Source organism: Corynebacterium sp., assembly GCF_030538285.1.
GTDB lineage: Bacteria > Actinomycetota > Actinomycetes > Mycobacteriales > Mycobacteriaceae > Corynebacterium.
The window spans coordinates 1-16201 of the sequence record NZ_JAUNUG010000050.1; the positions used below are offsets into that span (position 1 = coordinate 1).

General features: G+C 65.0%; 17 protein-coding genes, 1 tRNA gene and 1 pseudogene. 11 read left to right on the plus strand and 8 right to left on the minus strand.

Features of this window, described 5'->3' with window-relative positions:
* Positions 1-36 precede the first annotated feature (36 nt).
* Positions 37-110: transfer RNA gene (locus tag Q4G50_RS12660), tRNA-Ile, on the plus strand.
* A 198-nt stretch (positions 111-308) separates the two neighbouring features.
* Entirely contained in the window at positions 309-1565 is a 1257-nt protein-coding gene (locus tag Q4G50_RS12665) for a site-specific integrase (protein ID WP_303378013.1), read from the plus strand.
* Between the two features lie 62 nt (positions 1566-1627).
* Here Q4G50_RS12665 and Q4G50_RS12670 read toward each other — a convergent pair whose 3' ends face one another.
* The 3 genes from Q4G50_RS12670 to Q4G50_RS12680 form a co-directional block, all read right to left on the minus strand.
* A complete protein-coding gene (locus Q4G50_RS12670) occupies positions 1628-2680 on the minus strand; it encodes an XRE family transcriptional regulator (RefSeq protein ID WP_303378014.1) in 1053 nt (350 codons plus the stop codon).
* Positions 2677-3285: a hypothetical protein gene (locus Q4G50_RS12675; protein WP_303378015.1), complete on the minus strand. Its 609-nt coding sequence runs from the start codon at positions 3283-3285 to the stop codon at positions 2677-2679. Before Q4G50_RS12675 ends, Q4G50_RS12670 begins: the two co-directional genes overlap by 4 nt.
* Before the next feature lie 381 nt (positions 3286-3666).
* Positions 3667-4221, minus strand: a complete 555-nt coding sequence (locus tag Q4G50_RS12680) for a phage holin family protein (RefSeq protein WP_303378016.1) — start codon at positions 4219-4221, stop codon at positions 3667-3669.
* Between the two features lie 64 nt (positions 4222-4285).
* Between Q4G50_RS12680 and Q4G50_RS12685 the strand changes: the two genes are divergently transcribed.
* The 7 genes from Q4G50_RS12685 (at position 4286) to Q4G50_RS12715 (ending at position 10522) form a co-directional block, all read left to right on the plus strand.
* Positions 4286-4897 (plus strand): terminase, encoded by a 612-nt coding sequence (locus tag Q4G50_RS12685; RefSeq protein ID WP_303378017.1) that lies wholly within the window; start codon positions 4286-4288, stop codon positions 4895-4897.
* A gap of 4 nt (positions 4898-4901) precedes the next feature.
* Complete coding sequence (locus Q4G50_RS12690; RefSeq protein ID WP_303378018.1) at positions 4902-6296, plus strand: phage portal protein; 1395 nt, start codon at positions 4902-4904, stop codon at positions 6294-6296.
* The gene (locus tag Q4G50_RS12695; protein ID WP_303378019.1) at positions 6293-7915 is read left to right on the plus strand and encodes a hypothetical protein; all 1623 of its coding nucleotides are present in this window, start codon (positions 6293-6295) and stop codon (positions 7913-7915) included. The genes Q4G50_RS12690 and Q4G50_RS12695 overlap by 4 nt, the downstream gene beginning before the upstream one ends.
* The gene (locus Q4G50_RS12700) at positions 7908-8270 is read left to right on the plus strand and encodes a hypothetical protein (RefSeq protein WP_303378020.1); all 363 of its coding nucleotides are present in this window, start codon (positions 7908-7910) and stop codon (positions 8268-8270) included. The genes Q4G50_RS12695 and Q4G50_RS12700 overlap by 8 nt, the downstream gene beginning before the upstream one ends.
* A gap of 86 nt (positions 8271-8356) precedes the next feature.
* Entirely contained in the window at positions 8357-8980 is a 624-nt protein-coding gene (locus Q4G50_RS12705; protein WP_303378021.1) for a hypothetical protein, read from the plus strand.
* A 12-nt stretch (positions 8981-8992) separates the two neighbouring features.
* Entirely contained in the window at positions 8993-9847 is an 855-nt protein-coding gene (locus Q4G50_RS12710; protein ID WP_303378022.1) for a major capsid protein, read from the plus strand.
* A gap of 273 nt (positions 9848-10120) precedes the next feature.
* On the plus strand, positions 10121-10522 hold the full coding sequence (locus Q4G50_RS12715; RefSeq protein WP_303378023.1) for a hypothetical protein: 402 nt from the start codon (positions 10121-10123) through the stop codon (positions 10520-10522).
* A 50-nt stretch (positions 10523-10572) separates the two neighbouring features.
* Here the strand turns inward: Q4G50_RS12715 and nrdF are convergent, their stop codons facing one another.
* From nrdF to Q4G50_RS12730, 3 genes are all read right to left on the minus strand, one after another.
* Positions 10573-11568 (minus strand): class 1b ribonucleoside-diphosphate reductase subunit beta, encoded by a 996-nt coding sequence (gene nrdF / locus Q4G50_RS12720; protein WP_303378024.1) that lies wholly within the window; start codon positions 11566-11568, stop codon positions 10573-10575.
* A gap of 119 nt (positions 11569-11687) precedes the next feature.
* Positions 11688-12491 (minus strand): HAD-IIA family hydrolase, encoded by an 804-nt coding sequence (locus Q4G50_RS12725; protein WP_303378025.1) that lies wholly within the window; start codon positions 12489-12491, stop codon positions 11688-11690.
* Positions 12492-12516: 25 nt separating this feature from the next.
* Positions 12517-12795 (minus strand): acyl carrier protein, encoded by a 279-nt coding sequence (locus tag Q4G50_RS12730; protein WP_303378026.1) that lies wholly within the window; start codon positions 12793-12795, stop codon positions 12517-12519.
* A 46-nt stretch (positions 12796-12841) separates the two neighbouring features.
* On the opposite strand from Q4G50_RS12730, the gene Q4G50_RS12735 reads away from it, so the two are divergent.
* Positions 12842-13867, plus strand: coding sequence for an alpha/beta fold hydrolase (locus tag Q4G50_RS12735; RefSeq protein ID WP_303378027.1), 1026 nt, complete (start codon positions 12842-12844; stop codon positions 13865-13867).
* Between the two features lie 10 nt (positions 13868-13877).
* A complete protein-coding gene (locus tag Q4G50_RS12740) occupies positions 13878-14687 on the plus strand; it encodes a serine hydrolase (protein ID WP_303378028.1) in 810 nt (269 codons plus the stop codon).
* A 10-nt stretch (positions 14688-14697) separates the two neighbouring features.
* Here the strand turns inward: Q4G50_RS12740 and Q4G50_RS12745 are convergent, their stop codons facing one another.
* Together Q4G50_RS12745 and Q4G50_RS12750 are read right to left on the minus strand one after the other, a co-directional pair.
* The gene (locus Q4G50_RS12745; protein ID WP_303378029.1) at positions 14698-15354 is read right to left on the minus strand and encodes a DUF1707 domain-containing protein; all 657 of its coding nucleotides are present in this window, start codon (positions 15352-15354) and stop codon (positions 14698-14700) included.
* 124 nt (positions 15355-15478) lie between these two features.
* A pseudogene (locus Q4G50_RS12750) lies at positions 15479-16201 on the minus strand (pyruvate dehydrogenase (acetyl-transferring), homodimeric type); the annotation flags it as partial.

Consider the following 16201-nt stretch of genomic DNA (forward strand, 5'->3'; position numbering starts at 1 on the left):
GTTCCAGGTGGCTATACTGACGACGTTCAGTCACTGGGGGCTATAGCTCAGTCGGTTAGAGCCGCGGACTCATAATCCGTAGGTCGCGGGTTCGAGCCCCGCTGGCCCCACGATGAACAGAGACCCCAGACCATTACTGGTCTGGGGTTTCCCTCATTTTAGTCTTTTGACCTCGGAAAATGGCAAGAGCACTTAAGGGACACTAGGGTACGGGTTAGAACACCTGTCCCCCACGAATCCCCCACGAAACGGCCTCATCCCCCACGCAGGCCCCACGGGGAATTCCCTCACGAAGGGTTCATGCTCTGATGGCACCACGACGCAAGCGCCGCTTCGGGCAGATCGACAAGCTCCCCTCCGGCAAGTACCGCGCCCGCTACACCGGCCCAGACGGGCACCTCCACAAGGCTGCTCAGACCTACTTCACCCGCGACGACGCCGCCGCCTGGCTCCGCTCTGAGGAAAAGCTCCTCGAGTTCGATGAATGGACCCCGCCGGACAGCCGCGCGCGCCACCCAGAAGATCACGCCCGCACCGTCGGCGACTGGATCACCAAGTGGCTCGACCTACGCACTCGCGGCACCCGCCCCCTGGCCCCGTCCACCCTGCAGGACTACCAGGCCACCCTCGACCGCCGCATCCTCAAGGTCACCGGCTCCGCAGCCCGCCTCCGCGACATCCCCCTCACCGCACTCACCCGCCGCGACGTCGCCGCCTGGTGGGACGACATCAACCGCACCTTCGACTCACCCACCTACAACGCGAAGGCCTACAAGCGACTTCACACCGCGATGCAGGCCGCACTTGACCGCGACATAATCCCAGCGAATCCCGTGAATGTTCCCGAGGCAGCCCGCCGGCCGATCCCACACCGCAAGGAACTACCGGAGACAACCGTGATGCAGGACATCGTCGACCAGCTGGACCGCACGAGGCCCCGTATCGATGGCCGCCACAAGCTCGTCGCGATCCTCACCCTTTTCCACGGCATCCGCATCGGCGAAGCCCTCGCCCTCCGTCGGCGTGACATCCTCCTCACCGAGGACTTCATCACCGTCCAGATCCGCGGCAACGTCTACCGCGTGCCCGGCAAGGGAATGCACTGCAAGGCCTCCGCGAAGACCGCCGCCGGTTGGCGCGACGTCCCCGTCTTCGCGCGCTTCCACGACGACGTCCGCGACCACCTCGACCGCCATGTCGGCACCCACCCCGATGCCTGGCTGTTCACCACCTCCACCGGCGACCTCATCATGGACACCAGCTACCGCAGCATCATGAACCGCGCCAAGGAACGCGCCGGCCACGCCGATGTCCGCCTTACCCCCCACTACGGCCGCGTCTGGCTCATCACCACCCTCGCCGAAGCCGGCATGCCCATCCCCGCCATCGGCGACATCCTCGGCCAGGTCGACCTCCGCACCATCACCGAGATCTACATGCGCTCCTCCAAAGAGAAGCGCGACGCCGTCCTCGGCCAGGTCAACCAAGCCCTCGACGGCACCGCGCCGGGCGTGGCGGACCTCGACGCCAGGCGGGCAGAGAAGGAGGATGAGGAAAGCGCTTGACCTTCTGTTGCAGGAAGTCTCAGAGCTGTCCTCCCTGCCCTTTTTTCCAGGTTAGGAAGTGGCTAGCCCCTCTCGAAGATGTGAGTCACGCTTGCAACTTGTGGTGGTGAGTGTTTCGAGTCGTGCATGGTCTGTTGGCTCTCTGATTTCGCTGTCTGGGGCAGCGTCGGCAGTGTCGGTATACGGGTGAGTGGGATCTCGACTGGAATGTGGACGGGCTCGTTCTTGCGCCAGCCGCGGGAGCTGATCTGGATCATGAGGCTGCGGTAGCGGTTGTAGTCAATGATGTCGAGGTCACGTGCGCGTCGTACGAGCGCTTGGATGGATACTCCCCACTTGGCCTTCAAACGGGCATACGCCTCGAGGGTGAGGTCGGGAGAAAGGAGGTCCATCATTGGCTCGCGGGGGAGGAGGAAGGATGAGGCGAACATATCTGCTTCGGCTTCCCGATCGGCGAGGCTTCCATCGTGTCCTATGGTGTGCATCAGGATGTGGCCTAGTTCGTGGGCGGCGGAGAAACGCAGGCGGTCGCCGGGGACGTCGTAGTTGAGGGCAGCCACGAATGGGGCCTGCGATCGGGTCGGCGTCGAAATGCCGTCGATCTTCTCCATTGGTAGGAGTGGATTGGTCAGTCCGGTGACGATGATGCCAACCTTGTCGAGGCACCGGGTGACATTATTGATGACGGCATCGGGCTTGAGGCCGATGAGGCTACGAGCTTCTGCAGCGAATCGTTCGATGGTCGTGAGTGAACGGCGAGAAGCAACGGGGGTGGTTGCCAGTACGTCCAGGGAGTTGCCCTGTCCAGGCTTTCGGACAGCCTGTTCGGTTAGCCCGAACGTGGCTGTCGCCATGTTCAGTTGCCGTACACTGAGCTTCTGCCGACGGTAGTTCAGTGAGGTCGCTGTGTAAGTCAGAGCTGGCTCATCGAAGTAGTCGGAGTCCAGTTGGAAGTGCATGCGGGCTGACACTCTGTGGGCTGACGTTAAGGCGCGGAGTCCCTTTTCGATCTGGGAGTATTGCGCCTGGCCTACACCGAGAATCGAGGCGAATTCCTTCTGGGTTAGCCCATTAAGATCCCGCAGGGTATGCAGGCGATGATGGGCGTTGCTCATTGTCCCTCGGCCTCTTCGTCATCATCGACGTCCCAGTCAGGGGAATCCATGTCGAACTCTGCTGTGGACGGCATGATGCCGTCCACAGGGATCAGCGGGAAACCACCGTCCCAGTGGCCCTGGCCGAGTAAGGTGTTCTGTTTCGCGATCCTGATGATGAAGGGAAATGCTCCAATCGCCTCGTGACTTTCATCCAGGCGAGGAAGGTCCCAGATGCAGGCGATCTGCCGAGACTGCGTGTCAGGGTTGGGGAGGAAGACTCGCTCTGGGGTCGGGAAGAGGCCTGGCTCGGTGTCCTCACGCTTGCTCTTGTAGGCGGTGAGGGAGCCTCGACGACGAAACACCAAGTCGGCTTCGTGGGTTTCGGACCGGTAGAGGAGTCGATTCTGTGCATAGAGGTCATCCTCACGTACGAAACTGCCCAGGCTCTTCGGCAGGACTCGACGCAGTCCATGAAGGTAGGGGTCTCGCTGAAGGCGTCGAAATTCCCATTGATCTCCGTCGTACACCTGAGTCGCTGCCAACACGCGGCGGAGACCGTCTGCTCCTGCAATCTGGAACTGGTCAGCTAGTGGGAGCAACTCTGCACGGAGCTTCTCGATCATGCGCCCTCCTGGGGAACTCAATGTTGCATTGCGGCTCAGGTTATCACAACGAGTTTCGCTCGCGGTGATAACTTCACAAGTGTGTGATTTTATCACCGCGAGTGAAACATCTGGCCCCTGTCGGGTCGGTGATAAGGAGGTGGAGAGTAAGCGGGCTGGGCGGTGGAGGTAAGAGCTGTCGCACTCTGAGCTCAATGTAGTCTCGCTGCCTCCGTCACCGCGCCGGGTGGTGGCCCCGGGGCCCTTCCTAAGGGGGTCGGCTGTCCAACTGCCCCCCTCATCCTCCGGTCGGCGCGCCGGGCACGGGGGAGCCGGGACGGCTGGCGTGCCAGTCCTGGACCTCCTCGGCGTCCCAGAGGGGGTGCGGGCGTTCTAAGGGCCCTACTGGCTGTCAGTGTCCTGGCGACGTGGGGAGCTGCCGGAGTTGAAGACGGCTGCGAGCGCGACGACGTCGATAGCTACGAGCACTCCTGCGAGCCACGGGTGGTCGAGCCAGGCGGCGAACCCTGCGAGGGCAAGGACACCGAGCACTGCGATCAGGCCCAGGAGTTGGCCTCGCATGGCGATCCGCCGCGGGTTATCGACGTAAGCGCGACGAATGTGATTGTCGGTCGCGATCGTCTGCTTGGTGGTTTCGATCCAGGCTTCGTAGACCTCGGGGGCGTGTTCCTTTAGTTCCCGGGCGGTGAGGGGATCCGGGAAGCTCTGGACTACCTGCTGGTGGAAGAGGTTTTGCTGGATTTCGAGTCGAAGCTCGTTCGGAAGCGAGTCCCACTCCGGAGTGCTGCGGTCGGGAAATGCGGGCGCGGGGCCGGCGGGGGAAGCATCTGCTGTGCCCTCCGGTAGGTCGCTTCTCCGCGCAGGTCCAGCAGGCTCCCGATTCCCGTCAGGAGGGCCTGCCGGCGGATCCTCGGGGTTGAAATCGTCATGATGCATGCCACTCCTTCCTGGGGTCAGTGTTAGTCAGTGACGAGTATAGGTCAGGCGCAGCATGGCGCGAATGGGAACCAGCGATTCACGCCGGGATCCTTTCGTGGAGTCCGCGCCACACGCGGATGAGGTGAACTGTAACGCCGAGCTCGGACGCCAGGGCCCCATCGTGGGGGCCGTGCACCTGCTCGGCAAGCTGGAGTTAGTAGCCGTACTTGTCGTAGAGCTGTCCACAGAGGGCAGGGTCCCGCGGGGCGAGGTTGACGCCGCTGTTGACGAGGTGTTCTCGCGCTTCGCCGTCGACCGGCTCTATGCCGACCCGCAGGACTGGCTCTCGGAGATCGGCGACTGGTCACTGAAGTATGGCGAGGAGCACGTCGTCGAGTGGCCTACGAACTCGATCCGGCGCATGCACGCCGCCCTCGGCCGCTTTGAGGTGGACCTGAGCACCGGCCGCATCACCCACGACGGGTGTCCGTTGACGGCAATGGCCGCGGCGAAAGCGAAGAAGGTAGCCAAGCCCGGTCAGAAGTACGTGATCGGCAAGCCGACCGACCACCAGAAGATCGACCCGATCATGGCCGGCGTCCTGGCGCATGAGGCGTCCATGGACGCTCACACCAAGGGCTGGGACGTACGAGTAGAAGCGAAGGCGCTCGTCTTCGGGCGACGGAGGAGGTGAAAGCGTGAGCTTGTCCCTGGAGGAGACCCGCCTGCTGACCCGTCTGTACACGAAGTGGCAGCGCCAGCGGCCGACCGACGAGAAGAACGAGCGGTACTACGAGGCGCGCCAGAAGATCGAGCAGCTCGGGATCAGCATTCCCCCCGAGGTGGAGCCGTTCGCGTTCCCGATGGACTGGTGTCGCCAAGCGGTGGAGACGATTGAGCAGCGCATGGAGGTCCAGCGCATCATCCGCTCGGGTGAGATCCGTGAGGACACTGAGCTGCGGGCGGATTGGGAGGTCAACAACCTCGATCTGGAAGCGCAGCTCGCACACCGTGATCTCCTGGTCTACGGTCGCTGCGTGGCCACGGTGTCGTGGCCGGAACGCGAGCTGGGTCAGACCCGTCCGGTGATCCGGGTGGAGTCGCCGCGGGCGATCGCCGTCGAGGTCAACCCCCTGACCCGCATGATGACCGGTGCGCTGCGCGTCTACGCCGACGAAACTGGACTGACGCAGCACCTCACGCTGTACTTACCGAACGAGACGATCCACCTGACGCAGGAGGTTGGTCGGTGGGTGCTGGGCCAGCATGGTCGCCGCCGGCACGACCTCGGTCGCGTCCCGGTCGTGGTGCAGTACAACCGCCGTAAGACGGGCACCTGGGAAGGTGAATCCCAGATGGCGGGGATCATGCCGTGGGTCGATATGGCCGGCCGCGTGGTCCTCAACCTGCAGCTGGGCATGGAGACTGTGGCCACTCCGCAGAAGGTGGCTCAGGGGCTGACGAAGGCTGACTTCATCGACCCGGAGACCGGCGAGGAGCTCGACCCGTGGGACACCTATCTCGGAGCGATCTGGGCGATTTCGGCGTCGAAGAAGGACGGCGTGAGCATCGAGCAGCTACCGGCCGGTGACCTCAAGGGCTTCATCGACGTCATGGAGATGATCACGAAGCAGGTGGCCGCGTCCTCAGGTCTACCGCTACGTATGCTCGGGCACTCCACCGTCAACCCGGCCTCTGAGGGCGGCATCAAGGCCGATGAGGCGAAGCTCATCCGGATCACCGAGCGCGTCAGTTCCACTGCCGGTGTGTTCTGGGGCTGGGTCATGGGTATCTCGGAGCGGATCCGCACCGGCACTTGGCCAGACGGGTCCACGATTCGTCTGGAGTGGCGCAACGCTGCGACGCCGACGATGGCGGAGATGTCGGATGCGATCCAGAAGCAGACCGGCGGGGCGCCGGTGCTGTCGGTCAAGGGTGCGATGCAGGACATGGGTTGGTCTCAGCCGCGTATCGATCAGGAGCTTGCGTGGCTGGACCAGGAGCGCACGGGCTACTACGTCGAAACCGATAAGAAGTTGGAGCGTGAGTTCCAGCCACCGCCGGATGATGATCCGAAGGCCTGGAACGGATGAGCCTGACCTACAGTTTCTGGTCCTTGCCGCCGGGCGTCCGGGAGGAGGCCGAAGCGCGCGCGAAGGTGTTGCGGGAGACGCTGCAGAAGCTGCGCTACGAGATCATGCCGCGTCACCACCCGCAGGACATCGACTACTGGCTGCGTACCCGCAGTCAGGACGTCATCAAGGCGGTCACCGAAGCTCAGCTGGCCAACGCCGCACTGATCGACAAGACCTTCGGGATGGCGCTGCTCGCGCAGGGCTATCAGGACACCCCGATTGGGCTGATCGTCCCGGAGGAGTTCGCTGGGATCATGCCCGACGGCAACCCGCTGGACCTCATTCCCCGGGCGGTGGCTAACCGGGTGCGTGAGCGCCTGGAGACCGGCTCAACGCCGCTGCGTGCCTGGCAGGCCGGTGGCGAGCTGCTGGCCACCATCACCCAGACTGCCCTGTCGGACTCCTCCCGCATGGCCAAGGCCGTGGCGGGTCTGGCCCGACCTCGCACCCTGTACGTGCGGATGTTGCGCCCACCGTCGTGCTCCCGCTGCGCGATCCTCGCGGGCAAGCGCGGACACTGGGACAAACCGTTCCAGCGGCACCCTGGCTGTGACTGCACCCAGGTGCCGGTTCCTGCGGATGGTGACGCGACGTTCGAGGGGCCGGCGTTCGACGCGAAAGCGTTCTTCGACTCTCTCGACGAGGCAGAGCAGGCCAGGATCTTCACCAAGGCCGGGGCTGAGGCCATCCGAGAGGGAGCCGACCCGGCGGCGGTGATCAACTCCATTTCGGGCATGTCCTCGGTCGAGGACCGGTTCACCCGCGCCGGGGCCAGTAACCGGGGTCGGGCCATGCGTTACTACGTCGGCAAGGATGGTTCCCTACGGGGTCGGCCGATCTTCGACCGATTATCGGTGCCTCAGATCATCCGCCAGACCGAAGGCGACCCACAACGCCGCATCGCCCAGCTTTACCGGCACGGATACCTCCGCAACGTCGCGCCGGGCCAGGGCCTGGGCGATGTTTTCTCAGGCCGGTTGGCTGGCTCAGTGTTGCCCCCGATCAAGCCGCCCCCGCCGCGTCCGCCGACCATGCTTGGTGGGCCGTCACCTGAACCATTCCGGTATTTACCTAGGACAGCGTCAGCTCTGGTAGGTGACAGCGACATGCTGGGATGGGTGGCACAGGCAACGCGGCCGAAGATCCCGCCGGAGGTGTTCCAGACGTTCGCCCTGCCAGCGGAAGCGGCGTGGGCCGAGAGGCTCTGGAGAATCAGGGGCGAGCAGAAGGACAAGATTGGGCTTCATGAATGGGCGACGTTTGTTCGACTGGCTGGGAACGGGCATGAGGTAGTGCTGTTGCCCCGCGGTGACGGCGTTACACCTGATGTTCTACTTGATGGAGTTCGGTATGAGGCTAAGACACCGACCGGGGCCAGCCGTAACATGGTCAACAATCAGATTAGGGCAGGTCGTAGACAGGCTTCTCGGCTGGTCATCGACTTGTTACGAAGTCCACGATCCATGGCGCAGGTGATGGAAGACCTGCGTCTATCGAAACACCGGTACGATGGGAAGTTAATAGAGATCATCGTCATGCCTGCGGAAGGTCAGGAGGTTCGATTCGCTTATGAGTAACAAGCTAGTGATCTCCTCTGATGCTCCCATCGAGCTGGTACTTCCCCTGCTGAGGAATGATGAACGTCTTCAGTCGGAAATTGTGAAGTATGACTTGGCCAGCGCGGACGACGTTGCGTACTGGCTCCGAACCAAGGGCGGCCAGGCGATCACCTTGGACTATGGGCCCAAGGCTGACGTGGACGAGATGGAGACATTCATCGCGATCGACTGGGACGAGGAATCACTCCAGGCCTACATTGTGCAATTGCTCCGAGAGCTTCCTTATGAGTGTCGCCGGTACGACGAGTTCGATGAGGAAATTACGTTTCGTCCTGATGGAGCACTGCCCCCCGCACGTTGGATAGCCACTTAGCGACCCATCCGCACTACTTCAACCCGTTACCACAGGTGGTAGCGGGTTTTTCTATGCCCACTTTCGAGAGGAAAGAGAACCCCCACATGAAGAAGAACCGACCCTGGCTGCGTTTCATCGAGGGCCCGAATGCGGGCGCTGGATCCGCACCGTCCACCGATGATGCAGCACAGTCCACCGAGGGCGTCGAGAACACCACCGGCGCCCAGGACACCAACCAGCCCCCGTCCGACGACTCCCAGAGCGACGACGAGGAGGGCGAGAATCCAGACGCCCGCGGCTCGAAGAAGTCGGTCCTCGCGGACCTGGCGAAGGAGCGCGACAAGCGCCAGTCGGTCGAGGCACAGCGTGACAAGCTCGCGGCGAAGGTCGCCGCGTTCGAGCGCGCCCAGATGACCGACGCGGAGAAGTCCGCCGCCGACCGCAAGGAGCTGGAGACGAAGTACTCCGACGCCATGGCCAAGATCGCCGCCTACGAGCGCAAGAACGCGCTGGCGGAGATCTCCGCCGAGTTCAAGATCCCCGCCGCGATGGCGGACCGCATCCAGGGTGAGACGCCCGAGCAGATGCGCGCCGATGCACAAGCACTGGCGAAGTCCCTGGGCCCCTACACGGGCCCGTCTGACCCCTCTGCCGGTCAAGGCGGCGGCAAGCCGGCCCCGGCAGCATCCCTGGACGCGGCGCTCGCCGCGCACTTCACCCACCGCTAAGGAGGAACCCCCATGGCACCTGTCACTCTGGCTCAGGCCAAGCTCAACACCCAGGAGGACTACGAGCCGGCGATCATCGACGAGTTCCGCAAGAACTCCGCCCTGCTCGACCTCATGGTCTTCGACCGCGCCGTCAACCCGGCGGGCGGCGGCGCCACCCTCGACTACGGCTACCGCCGAGTCAAGACCGAGCGCAAGGCCCAGTTCCGTGCCCTCAACACCGAGTACACCACCGAGGCAGCGACCACCGAGAAGGTCTCGGTGACCCTCGCACCGCTGGGCGGCGCGTTCGAGATCGACCGCGTCATCGCCAAGCTCGGCCCCGCCGCATCCGGCGAGGTCGCCTTCCAGCTCTCCCAGCTGATCAAGTCCACGACCACCAAGTTCTACGACGAGGTCATCAACGGCGACACCGCCGTCGACGCCAACGGCTTCGACGGCCTGGACAAGGCACTGACCGGCTCCACCACCGAGCTGACCGGCGCCGGCAAGGACTGGTCCGCATTCACCGACGCCAACCAGTCCATGAACGTCCTCGACGACCTCGACGAATTCACCGGCCTCATGGACGGCCCCCCGACCGCGATCTTCGGCAACCGCCGTGCACTGGTCAAGGTCCGTGCCGCCGCGCGCCGGGCCAACATGTACGTCAAGTCCCCGGTGGACGGTCTGATCGTTGGTGGCCAGCAGGTCTACCATGAGCAGGTCGGCAACATCACCCTCATTGACCCGGGTGCGAAGGCCGGTACCAACGATCCGATCATCCCGGTCGATGGCACTGGCCTGACCGACCTGTACGCCGTTCGGATGGGCCTTGACGGCTTCCACGGCGTCACCATTACCACCGGCAGCCTCATCGAGGCGTGACTGCCTGGCCCCACCGTCACGACCCCGTCCGCCGCCCCGGCGGACGGGGTCTCGTGTTGTCGGCCTCGCGCCCTGAACCTCAACTTTAACTTGAATAAACGGGGGTTGTAGTGGGGGTTTAGAGTTGCCGGCGGGGTGGGCGAGATGGACACTGGTCCGTGTTACAGCAAGGTGATTTACGAGGCCGTTGGGGAAGACGACCCTCGTCTGACACCGCCGGCTCCGCGCATCGTGGACGTCGGCGGTGACCGTATCTGCCGAAGGATCTTCGACATGACCACCCTTGCACCCTCGCTCGCACGATGGTTGGGCGCCGCCGATTCGAAGGCACCGGACCACCTGTGGGAGACCTCTGACGTGACCGCCCCGGCCACCCTCACCGCGCACACCGCCGTACTCACCATCACGGGGATGCCGCGCGCCCTGCGCCCCCGCATCGAGACCGCCATGGTCCTGTGCGTGCCCAGCGACTCCGCCCTGGAGATCCCCGGTGCGGATCCGCTCACCGCCGACTGGTTCACCCCCTGGCGCCGGTCCGGCGGCCGGACCCCCGGGCTCCACGTCGCCTGTCGTCAGGTCCTCACCGGCACCGAGGAGGAGTTCGACCGCCTGCGCACCGTCGTGGAGAACCTCGCCCGCCAGCACGGATTCAGTGCCGAGCTGACTCCGGCCTGAGAACGGGAAACGCCGCGCGGGGTGCGCGCGGCGTCGATAAGCAACGAGGACTAGAAGTCCCAGTCGTCGTCCGTGGTCTCCTCGGCGGTGCCGATGACGTAAGAGGAACCGGAGCCGGAGAAGAAGTCGTGGTTCTCGTTGGCGGACGGATCCAGGGAGGTCATGACGCCGGCGTTGAAGCGGCAGGAGTCCGGCGGGAAGATGCCCTCGAAGCCGAGGTTGTTCATCGCCTTGTTCGCGTTGTAGCGCAGGAAGGCCTTGACGTCCTCGGTCCAGCCGATGGGATCGTAGATGTCCTGGGTGTAGTGCGACTCGTTGTCGAACAGGTCGAGCAGCATCTCCAGGGCGAAGTCCTTGTCCGCCTCCTGCTCAGCAGGGGAGAGCAGCTTGGCGGCCTGCTGGTACTTGTAGCCGATGTAGTAGCCGTGGACGGCCTCGTCGCGGATGATGAGGCGGATGATGTCGGCCGAGTTGGTGATCTTACCCATCGAGGAGAAACGCAGCGGCAGGTAGAAACCGGAGTAGAACAGGAACGACTCCAGCATGACGGAGGCGATCTTCTTCCGCTGCGGGGTGCCGGTCTGGTACTGCTCGATGATGGTGCGGCCCTTGTACTGCAGGTTCTCGTTCTCACGGGACCAGCGGAAGGCGGCGTCGATCTCGGGGGTGTCGGCCAGCGTCATGAAGATGTTGGAGTAGCTCTTCGCGTGCACCGACTCCATGAAGGAGATGTTGGTGTACACGGCCTCCTCGTGCGGGGTGACCGCATCCGGGAGAATGCTCACCGCGCCGACGGTGCCCTGCATCGTGTCGAGGAAGGTGAGGCCGGTGAACACGCGCATGGTGGCCAGCTGCTCTTCATCGGTCATGTTGCGCCACGACGGGATGTCATTGGACACCGGAACCTTCTCCGGCAGCCAGAAGTTGGACGTCAGGCGGTTCCAGATGTCTAGATCGGTCTGGTCCGGGATGCGGTTCCAGTCGATGGAGTCGAGGACATCGCCGGACTCATAGTGGACGGGGGTGCTGATTGTCTTGGTACTCACGGTCTCTCACCTAACATCGAAAGTCCCCTGCATGCGAGCGGACCAGGGGGAAGCCCATCTGCAGGACACTCTAGTGGGTCTGCCGCGCAGGGGTGGCCGATGCTCTCCCCTCCGGGCTGTTACTGCAGGTAGTGGCCATCGCCGAAGGGGTCGAGGACATTGTCGGCCACCTCGCCGATGTGGTCGTAGACGCGCGTCGGGCGGAAGGGGAAGCGGCTGATGTCCCCGTCGCTGGAGATGCCGGAGCGCACGAGGATGGTGCGCATGCCGGACTCCATGCCGGTCTTGATGTCGGTGTCCATGCGGTCGCCGATCATCACCGAGTTCTCCGAGTGCGAGCCCATCGTGTTGAGCGCCGACCGCATCATGATGGGGTTCGGCTTGCCCACGTAATAGGGGTGTTGGCCGGTCGCCGCGGTGATGAGAGCCGCCACGGACCCGGTGGCCGGCAGCACTCCCTGCGGGGCCGGGCCGGTGACATCCGGGTTGGTGCAGATGAAGCGCGCGCCGCCGATGATGAGGTTGATCGCCGTGGTGATCGCCTCAAAGGAGTAGGTGCGTGTCTCGCCGAGCACCACGAACTCCGGCGCCGAGTCGGTGAGAATCCACCCTTTCGCGTGCAGCGCGGTGGTGAGGCCCGATTCGCCGACGACGTAGGCGGTGCCCTCCGCGCGCTGCTGGGCGAGGAAATGCGCGGTCGCGGTCGCCGAGGTCCAGATCCGGTCGGCCGGGATCTGCAGACCGGAGGAGGCCAGGCGCGCGGAGAGGTCGCGCGGGGTGTGGATGGAGTTGTTCGTCAGGACCATGAACTCGATGTCGTGGTCCTCGAGCGAGGCGAGGAAGCGGTCGGCGCCGGGGATCATTTCGCCCTCGCGGATGAGGACGCCGTCCATGTCGGTCAGGTAGCTGATGCTGGCGGTCATGGCCGCCATTGTCGCCGCTGCGGGGCTACTCCGCGCGCTGAGCGTCCCCGGGAGCCGCCGTTGCGGTGTCCGAGTGGGCGTTGATGTGGGCGGCGAGATCCCCGACGGTCGTCAGCCCGAACACCGTCTCATCGTCCAGGCGCACCCCGAAGGCGTCCTCGATCCGCACCGCGATCTCGATCATCGCCAGCGAACTGATCCCCAGCTCGGTGAGCCGGGCGTCGGCGGTGAGTGTCTCGGCGTCGATACCGGACGCCTCCTCGATGATCTGCGCGAGTTCGGGGGACAGGGCGGGAGTGGTCATGGTCTCGATCCTAGTGGCCCGAGTGTCGGTCGGTAGTCTCGAAGGTATGACTCTCTCCCCGGGCGACATCCCGCAGCTCGTGCGCAGCTGGGTGATGCGACTGACCCCGGGCGGCCGCCGCCGTCTCGCGCTCGAACTGGGAGAGCTGCACTCCGGGGCCCGCGAACCCGGCCTGACGGGCATTGACCGCGTCGGCACCGTGGACAACGATGGCATCCTCGTCCACTGGTACGAGGACGGCGGTCAGCTCGCCGATGACGTCACCGTCGTGTTCATCCACGGCTTCACCCTCGCCGCCGAGAGCTTCTACCTCCAGGTCAACCACCTGCAGGAGCGGTGGCCGCAGGCCCGTATTCTGCTTCTCGACGTCCGCGGCCACGGCCAGACCGGCAAGGTCGACCCCCGCCTGTGCACCGTCGAGGGCGCCGCCGACGACACCCTCGCCGTGCTCCGGGCCCGTGGGGTGCAGGGACCGATGATCCTCGTCGGGCATTCCCTCGGTGGTCTCGTCGCCCTCAACCTCGTGCGCCGGTGCCCGCCGGAGCTGCGCGGACACATCGCCGGCCTCATCCTCGTGGCCACTTCCATCGAGGCGCTCAGCGATCAGGGCCTGCCGCAGGTCCTGGCCTCGCCGGTGGCGGACCAGGTGTACCACGCCGTCGAGAGCCAGCCCCAGGACGCGAAGAAGTTCCGCGAGCAGGCCGCCCTCGTGCTCGCCCCGACGCTGGCCGTCGCGGTGTTCCACCGCAACGTCAACTACGACATCGTCCAGTTCCATGCCGCGATGATCCACGAGACTCCGCTGGAGACCTTCGTCGGCTACTTCGAGGATCTGCAGAAGCACGACGAACTCGCCGCGAGCGACCACCTCCAGGGGCTGCCCGGCTACGTCATCGTGGGGGAGAAGGATGTGGTCACGCCGCTGTCCCAGGCGGAACGCCTCATCGAGGTCTGGCCCGACGCCTACCTCCAGATCGCCCGCGAGGCGGGTCACATGATCCCGCTCGAAGCGCCCGAGATCCTCAACGCCGCGATCGACCGCCTCATCCTGCGGGTTGTCGACGACGGCTAGACTTGCCAGGGTGAGCGCACTCGATCTTGTCAAGGACTGGCCCGTCGACACCTACGCCGCGGCGGTGATCAACGGCGATGACGTCGACCGCGTCGGTGACCTGGGCAAGGTCTTCGACCTCATGAGCGTGACCAAGCCGCTCTCCGCCTACGGCTTTCTGCTGGCCGTCGAGGAGGGCATCTTCGAGCTCGACACCCCGCTGGGACCGGAGGGCTCGACCGTGCGGCACCTGCTGGCCCACGCCAGCGGCGTCGGCATGAAGGAGAGCGACCGGGTCCGCGAGCCCGGTCAGCGCCGCATCTACTCCAACTTCGGTTTCGAGATTCTTGCCGACGCCGTGGAGCAGGCCGCCGGCATGAACTTCGCCGCCTACCTCCAGGAGGGCGTGCTCGATCCCTTGGGCATGAAGTGGACCCGCCTGCTCGGCTCGGCCGGCTGGAACGCCGAGGGCACGGCCCACGACTTCATCACCTTCCTCCTCGAGCTCATGCACCCGACCCTGCTCCACCCGTCGACGATGGAAGAGGCGACCACGGTGCAGTTCCCCGACCTGGTCGGCATCGTCCCCGGCTACGGCATGATGAAGCCCTGCCCCTGGGGTCTCGGTTTCGAGATCAAGGGCGAGAAGTCGCCGCACTGGACCGGCGAGACGATGCCCGCCGACACTTTCGGACACTTCGGGCAGTCCGGCACCTACATCTGGGTCGCCCCCGGCACGGACCGCGCCATGGTGGCGCTCACCGACCGTCCCTTCGGGGACTGGGCGAAGCCGCTGTGGTCCGAGACCAACGACGCAATCTGGGCTGAGCTGGAGGGCTGAGCCTGCCGCGTCAGGCGCCGAAGAAGCGGTGCCACAGGCTCGAGGTGTCGGGCGCCGCCCGCGTGATCACCTTGAGCGAGCAGCCGCGGAGGACGCCGGTGAGCACCACGCGCGGTGCGTTGGGGTGCGGCTGGGTCGTCTCCACGTTCACGGTGGACAGGGCGTCCTTGAGGCGGTTCTCTACGTACACACCGGGCGGCACGATGATCGAGATGGTCGACATGTTTGCCTGGAAGTCGAAGGTGCACACGGGGGCGGAGGCCTGCGCCTGACGCAGGTCCAACTTGACGGTCGAGCCGTTGAGACGGAAGCTCGAGTGCTCCGGCACGGTCCACTGGCCGGTCCGGCGGATCTCACCCATTGTGGAGATCACCGGCTGGTTGCCCACCGGCATGGCCATGTGCGCGCCGGGCTGGGCCATCGGCACCGGGGAGTTCGGCATCGGCGGCTGCTGCATCGGCGCCGCTGGCGGTCCGGGCTGGTACGTGAGGTACTGGGCGCGAATGTGGTCGAGGACGGACTTGTCCTGCGTCGACCACACCACGTCGCAGAGGCGGTCGAACTCGTCGAACTGCAGACGGCCGGCACCCACCAGGCGGGTGAGGTCGCCCTGCAGCTGTTCGCGATCCTCATCGCGGGGCGGAATAGGGCGGCTGTGGCGGTTCATCACGCCTGCCACCTTACCGCCCCACCAGCCCCGGGCCACGCGCCCACCCGAGGGCGGGGCGGGCGTCGATAAGCGAACGAGAGAAGGCCCTGCCGAAGCAGGGCCTCCACGCGCTACAGAGATGCTAGACGACGGTGGGGTCGTCCAGCTGGTACTTCTCGGCGGCCTCCTGGGCGACCGAAATGTCGATCTTGCCCTCACGCGCGAGGCCCATGAGCACCGCGACTACGACGGACTCTGCGTCGATGTTGAAGTAGCGGCGGGCGGCCGGGCGGGTGTCGGAGAAACCGAAGCCGTCGGCACCCAGGACGATGTACTGACCCGGGACGAAGGCGCGGATCTGCTCCTGCAGATCGGTCGCGAAGTCCGACACCGCGACGAAGGTCTCGCCCTTGGCCTGCTTCAGCTGGGTGGTGGCGAACGCCTCCTCGATCTGAGCGGCCGGGTTGCGCAGCTGCTCCTTGTTCTTCGCCGCACCCTCGCGGGCCAGCTCGACCCAGGAGGTGACGGAGAAGACGTTGGCCTGGACGTTGTACTCCTCGGCGAGGATGTCGCGGGCCTTGAGCGCCCACGGCATGCCGACACCGGACGCGAGGATGGAGGCCTCGTGGCCGTCGGCACCCGAGTCGGCGGCGGGGGAGTAGAGGTACACGCCCTTGTGCAGCCCCTCCACGTCGAGGTTCTCCGGCTCGGCCGGCTGGGCGATCGGCTCGTTGTACACGGTGAGGTAGTAGATGACGTTCTCACCGCGGTCCGGGCCGTACATCCGGTCGATGCCCTCGTGGAGCAGGTGGGCGATCTCGTAGCCGAAGGCCGGGTCGTAGGACACGACACCCGGGTTGGTCGA

Coding starts and splice junctions, on each gene's coding strand:
- Q4G50_RS12665 (WP_303378013.1), top strand. CDS start 309: ATGGCACCACGACGCAAGCGCCGCTTCGGGCAGATCGACAAGCTCCCC.
- Q4G50_RS12670 (WP_303378014.1), bottom strand. CDS start 2,680: ATGAGCAACGCCCATCATCGCCTGCATACCCTGCGGGATCTTAATGGG.
- Q4G50_RS12675 (WP_303378015.1), bottom strand. CDS start 3,285: ATGATCGAGAAGCTCCGTGCAGAGTTGCTCCCACTAGCTGACCAGTTC.
- Q4G50_RS12680 (WP_303378016.1), bottom strand. CDS start 4,221: ATGCATCATGACGATTTCAACCCCGAGGATCCGCCGGCAGGCCCTCCT.
- Q4G50_RS12685 (WP_303378017.1), top strand. CDS start 4,286: ATGGGAACCAGCGATTCACGCCGGGATCCTTTCGTGGAGTCCGCGCCA.
- Q4G50_RS12695 (WP_303378019.1), top strand. CDS start 6,293: ATGAGCCTGACCTACAGTTTCTGGTCCTTGCCGCCGGGCGTCCGGGAG.
- Q4G50_RS12700 (WP_303378020.1), top strand. CDS start 7,908: ATGAGTAACAAGCTAGTGATCTCCTCTGATGCTCCCATCGAGCTGGTA.
- Q4G50_RS12705 (WP_303378021.1), top strand. CDS start 8,357: ATGAAGAAGAACCGACCCTGGCTGCGTTTCATCGAGGGCCCGAATGCG.
- Q4G50_RS12710 (WP_303378022.1), top strand. CDS start 8,993: ATGGCACCTGTCACTCTGGCTCAGGCCAAGCTCAACACCCAGGAGGAC.
- Q4G50_RS12715 (WP_303378023.1), top strand. CDS start 10,121: ATGACCACCCTTGCACCCTCGCTCGCACGATGGTTGGGCGCCGCCGAT.
- Q4G50_RS12725 (WP_303378025.1), bottom strand. CDS start 12,491: ATGACCGCCAGCATCAGCTACCTGACCGACATGGACGGCGTCCTCATC.
- Q4G50_RS12730 (WP_303378026.1), bottom strand. CDS start 12,795: ATGACCACTCCCGCCCTGTCCCCCGAACTCGCGCAGATCATCGAGGAG.
- Q4G50_RS12735 (WP_303378027.1), top strand. CDS start 12,842: ATGACTCTCTCCCCGGGCGACATCCCGCAGCTCGTGCGCAGCTGGGTG.
- Q4G50_RS12745 (WP_303378029.1), bottom strand. CDS start 15,354: ATGAACCGCCACAGCCGCCCTATTCCGCCCCGCGATGAGGATCGCGAA.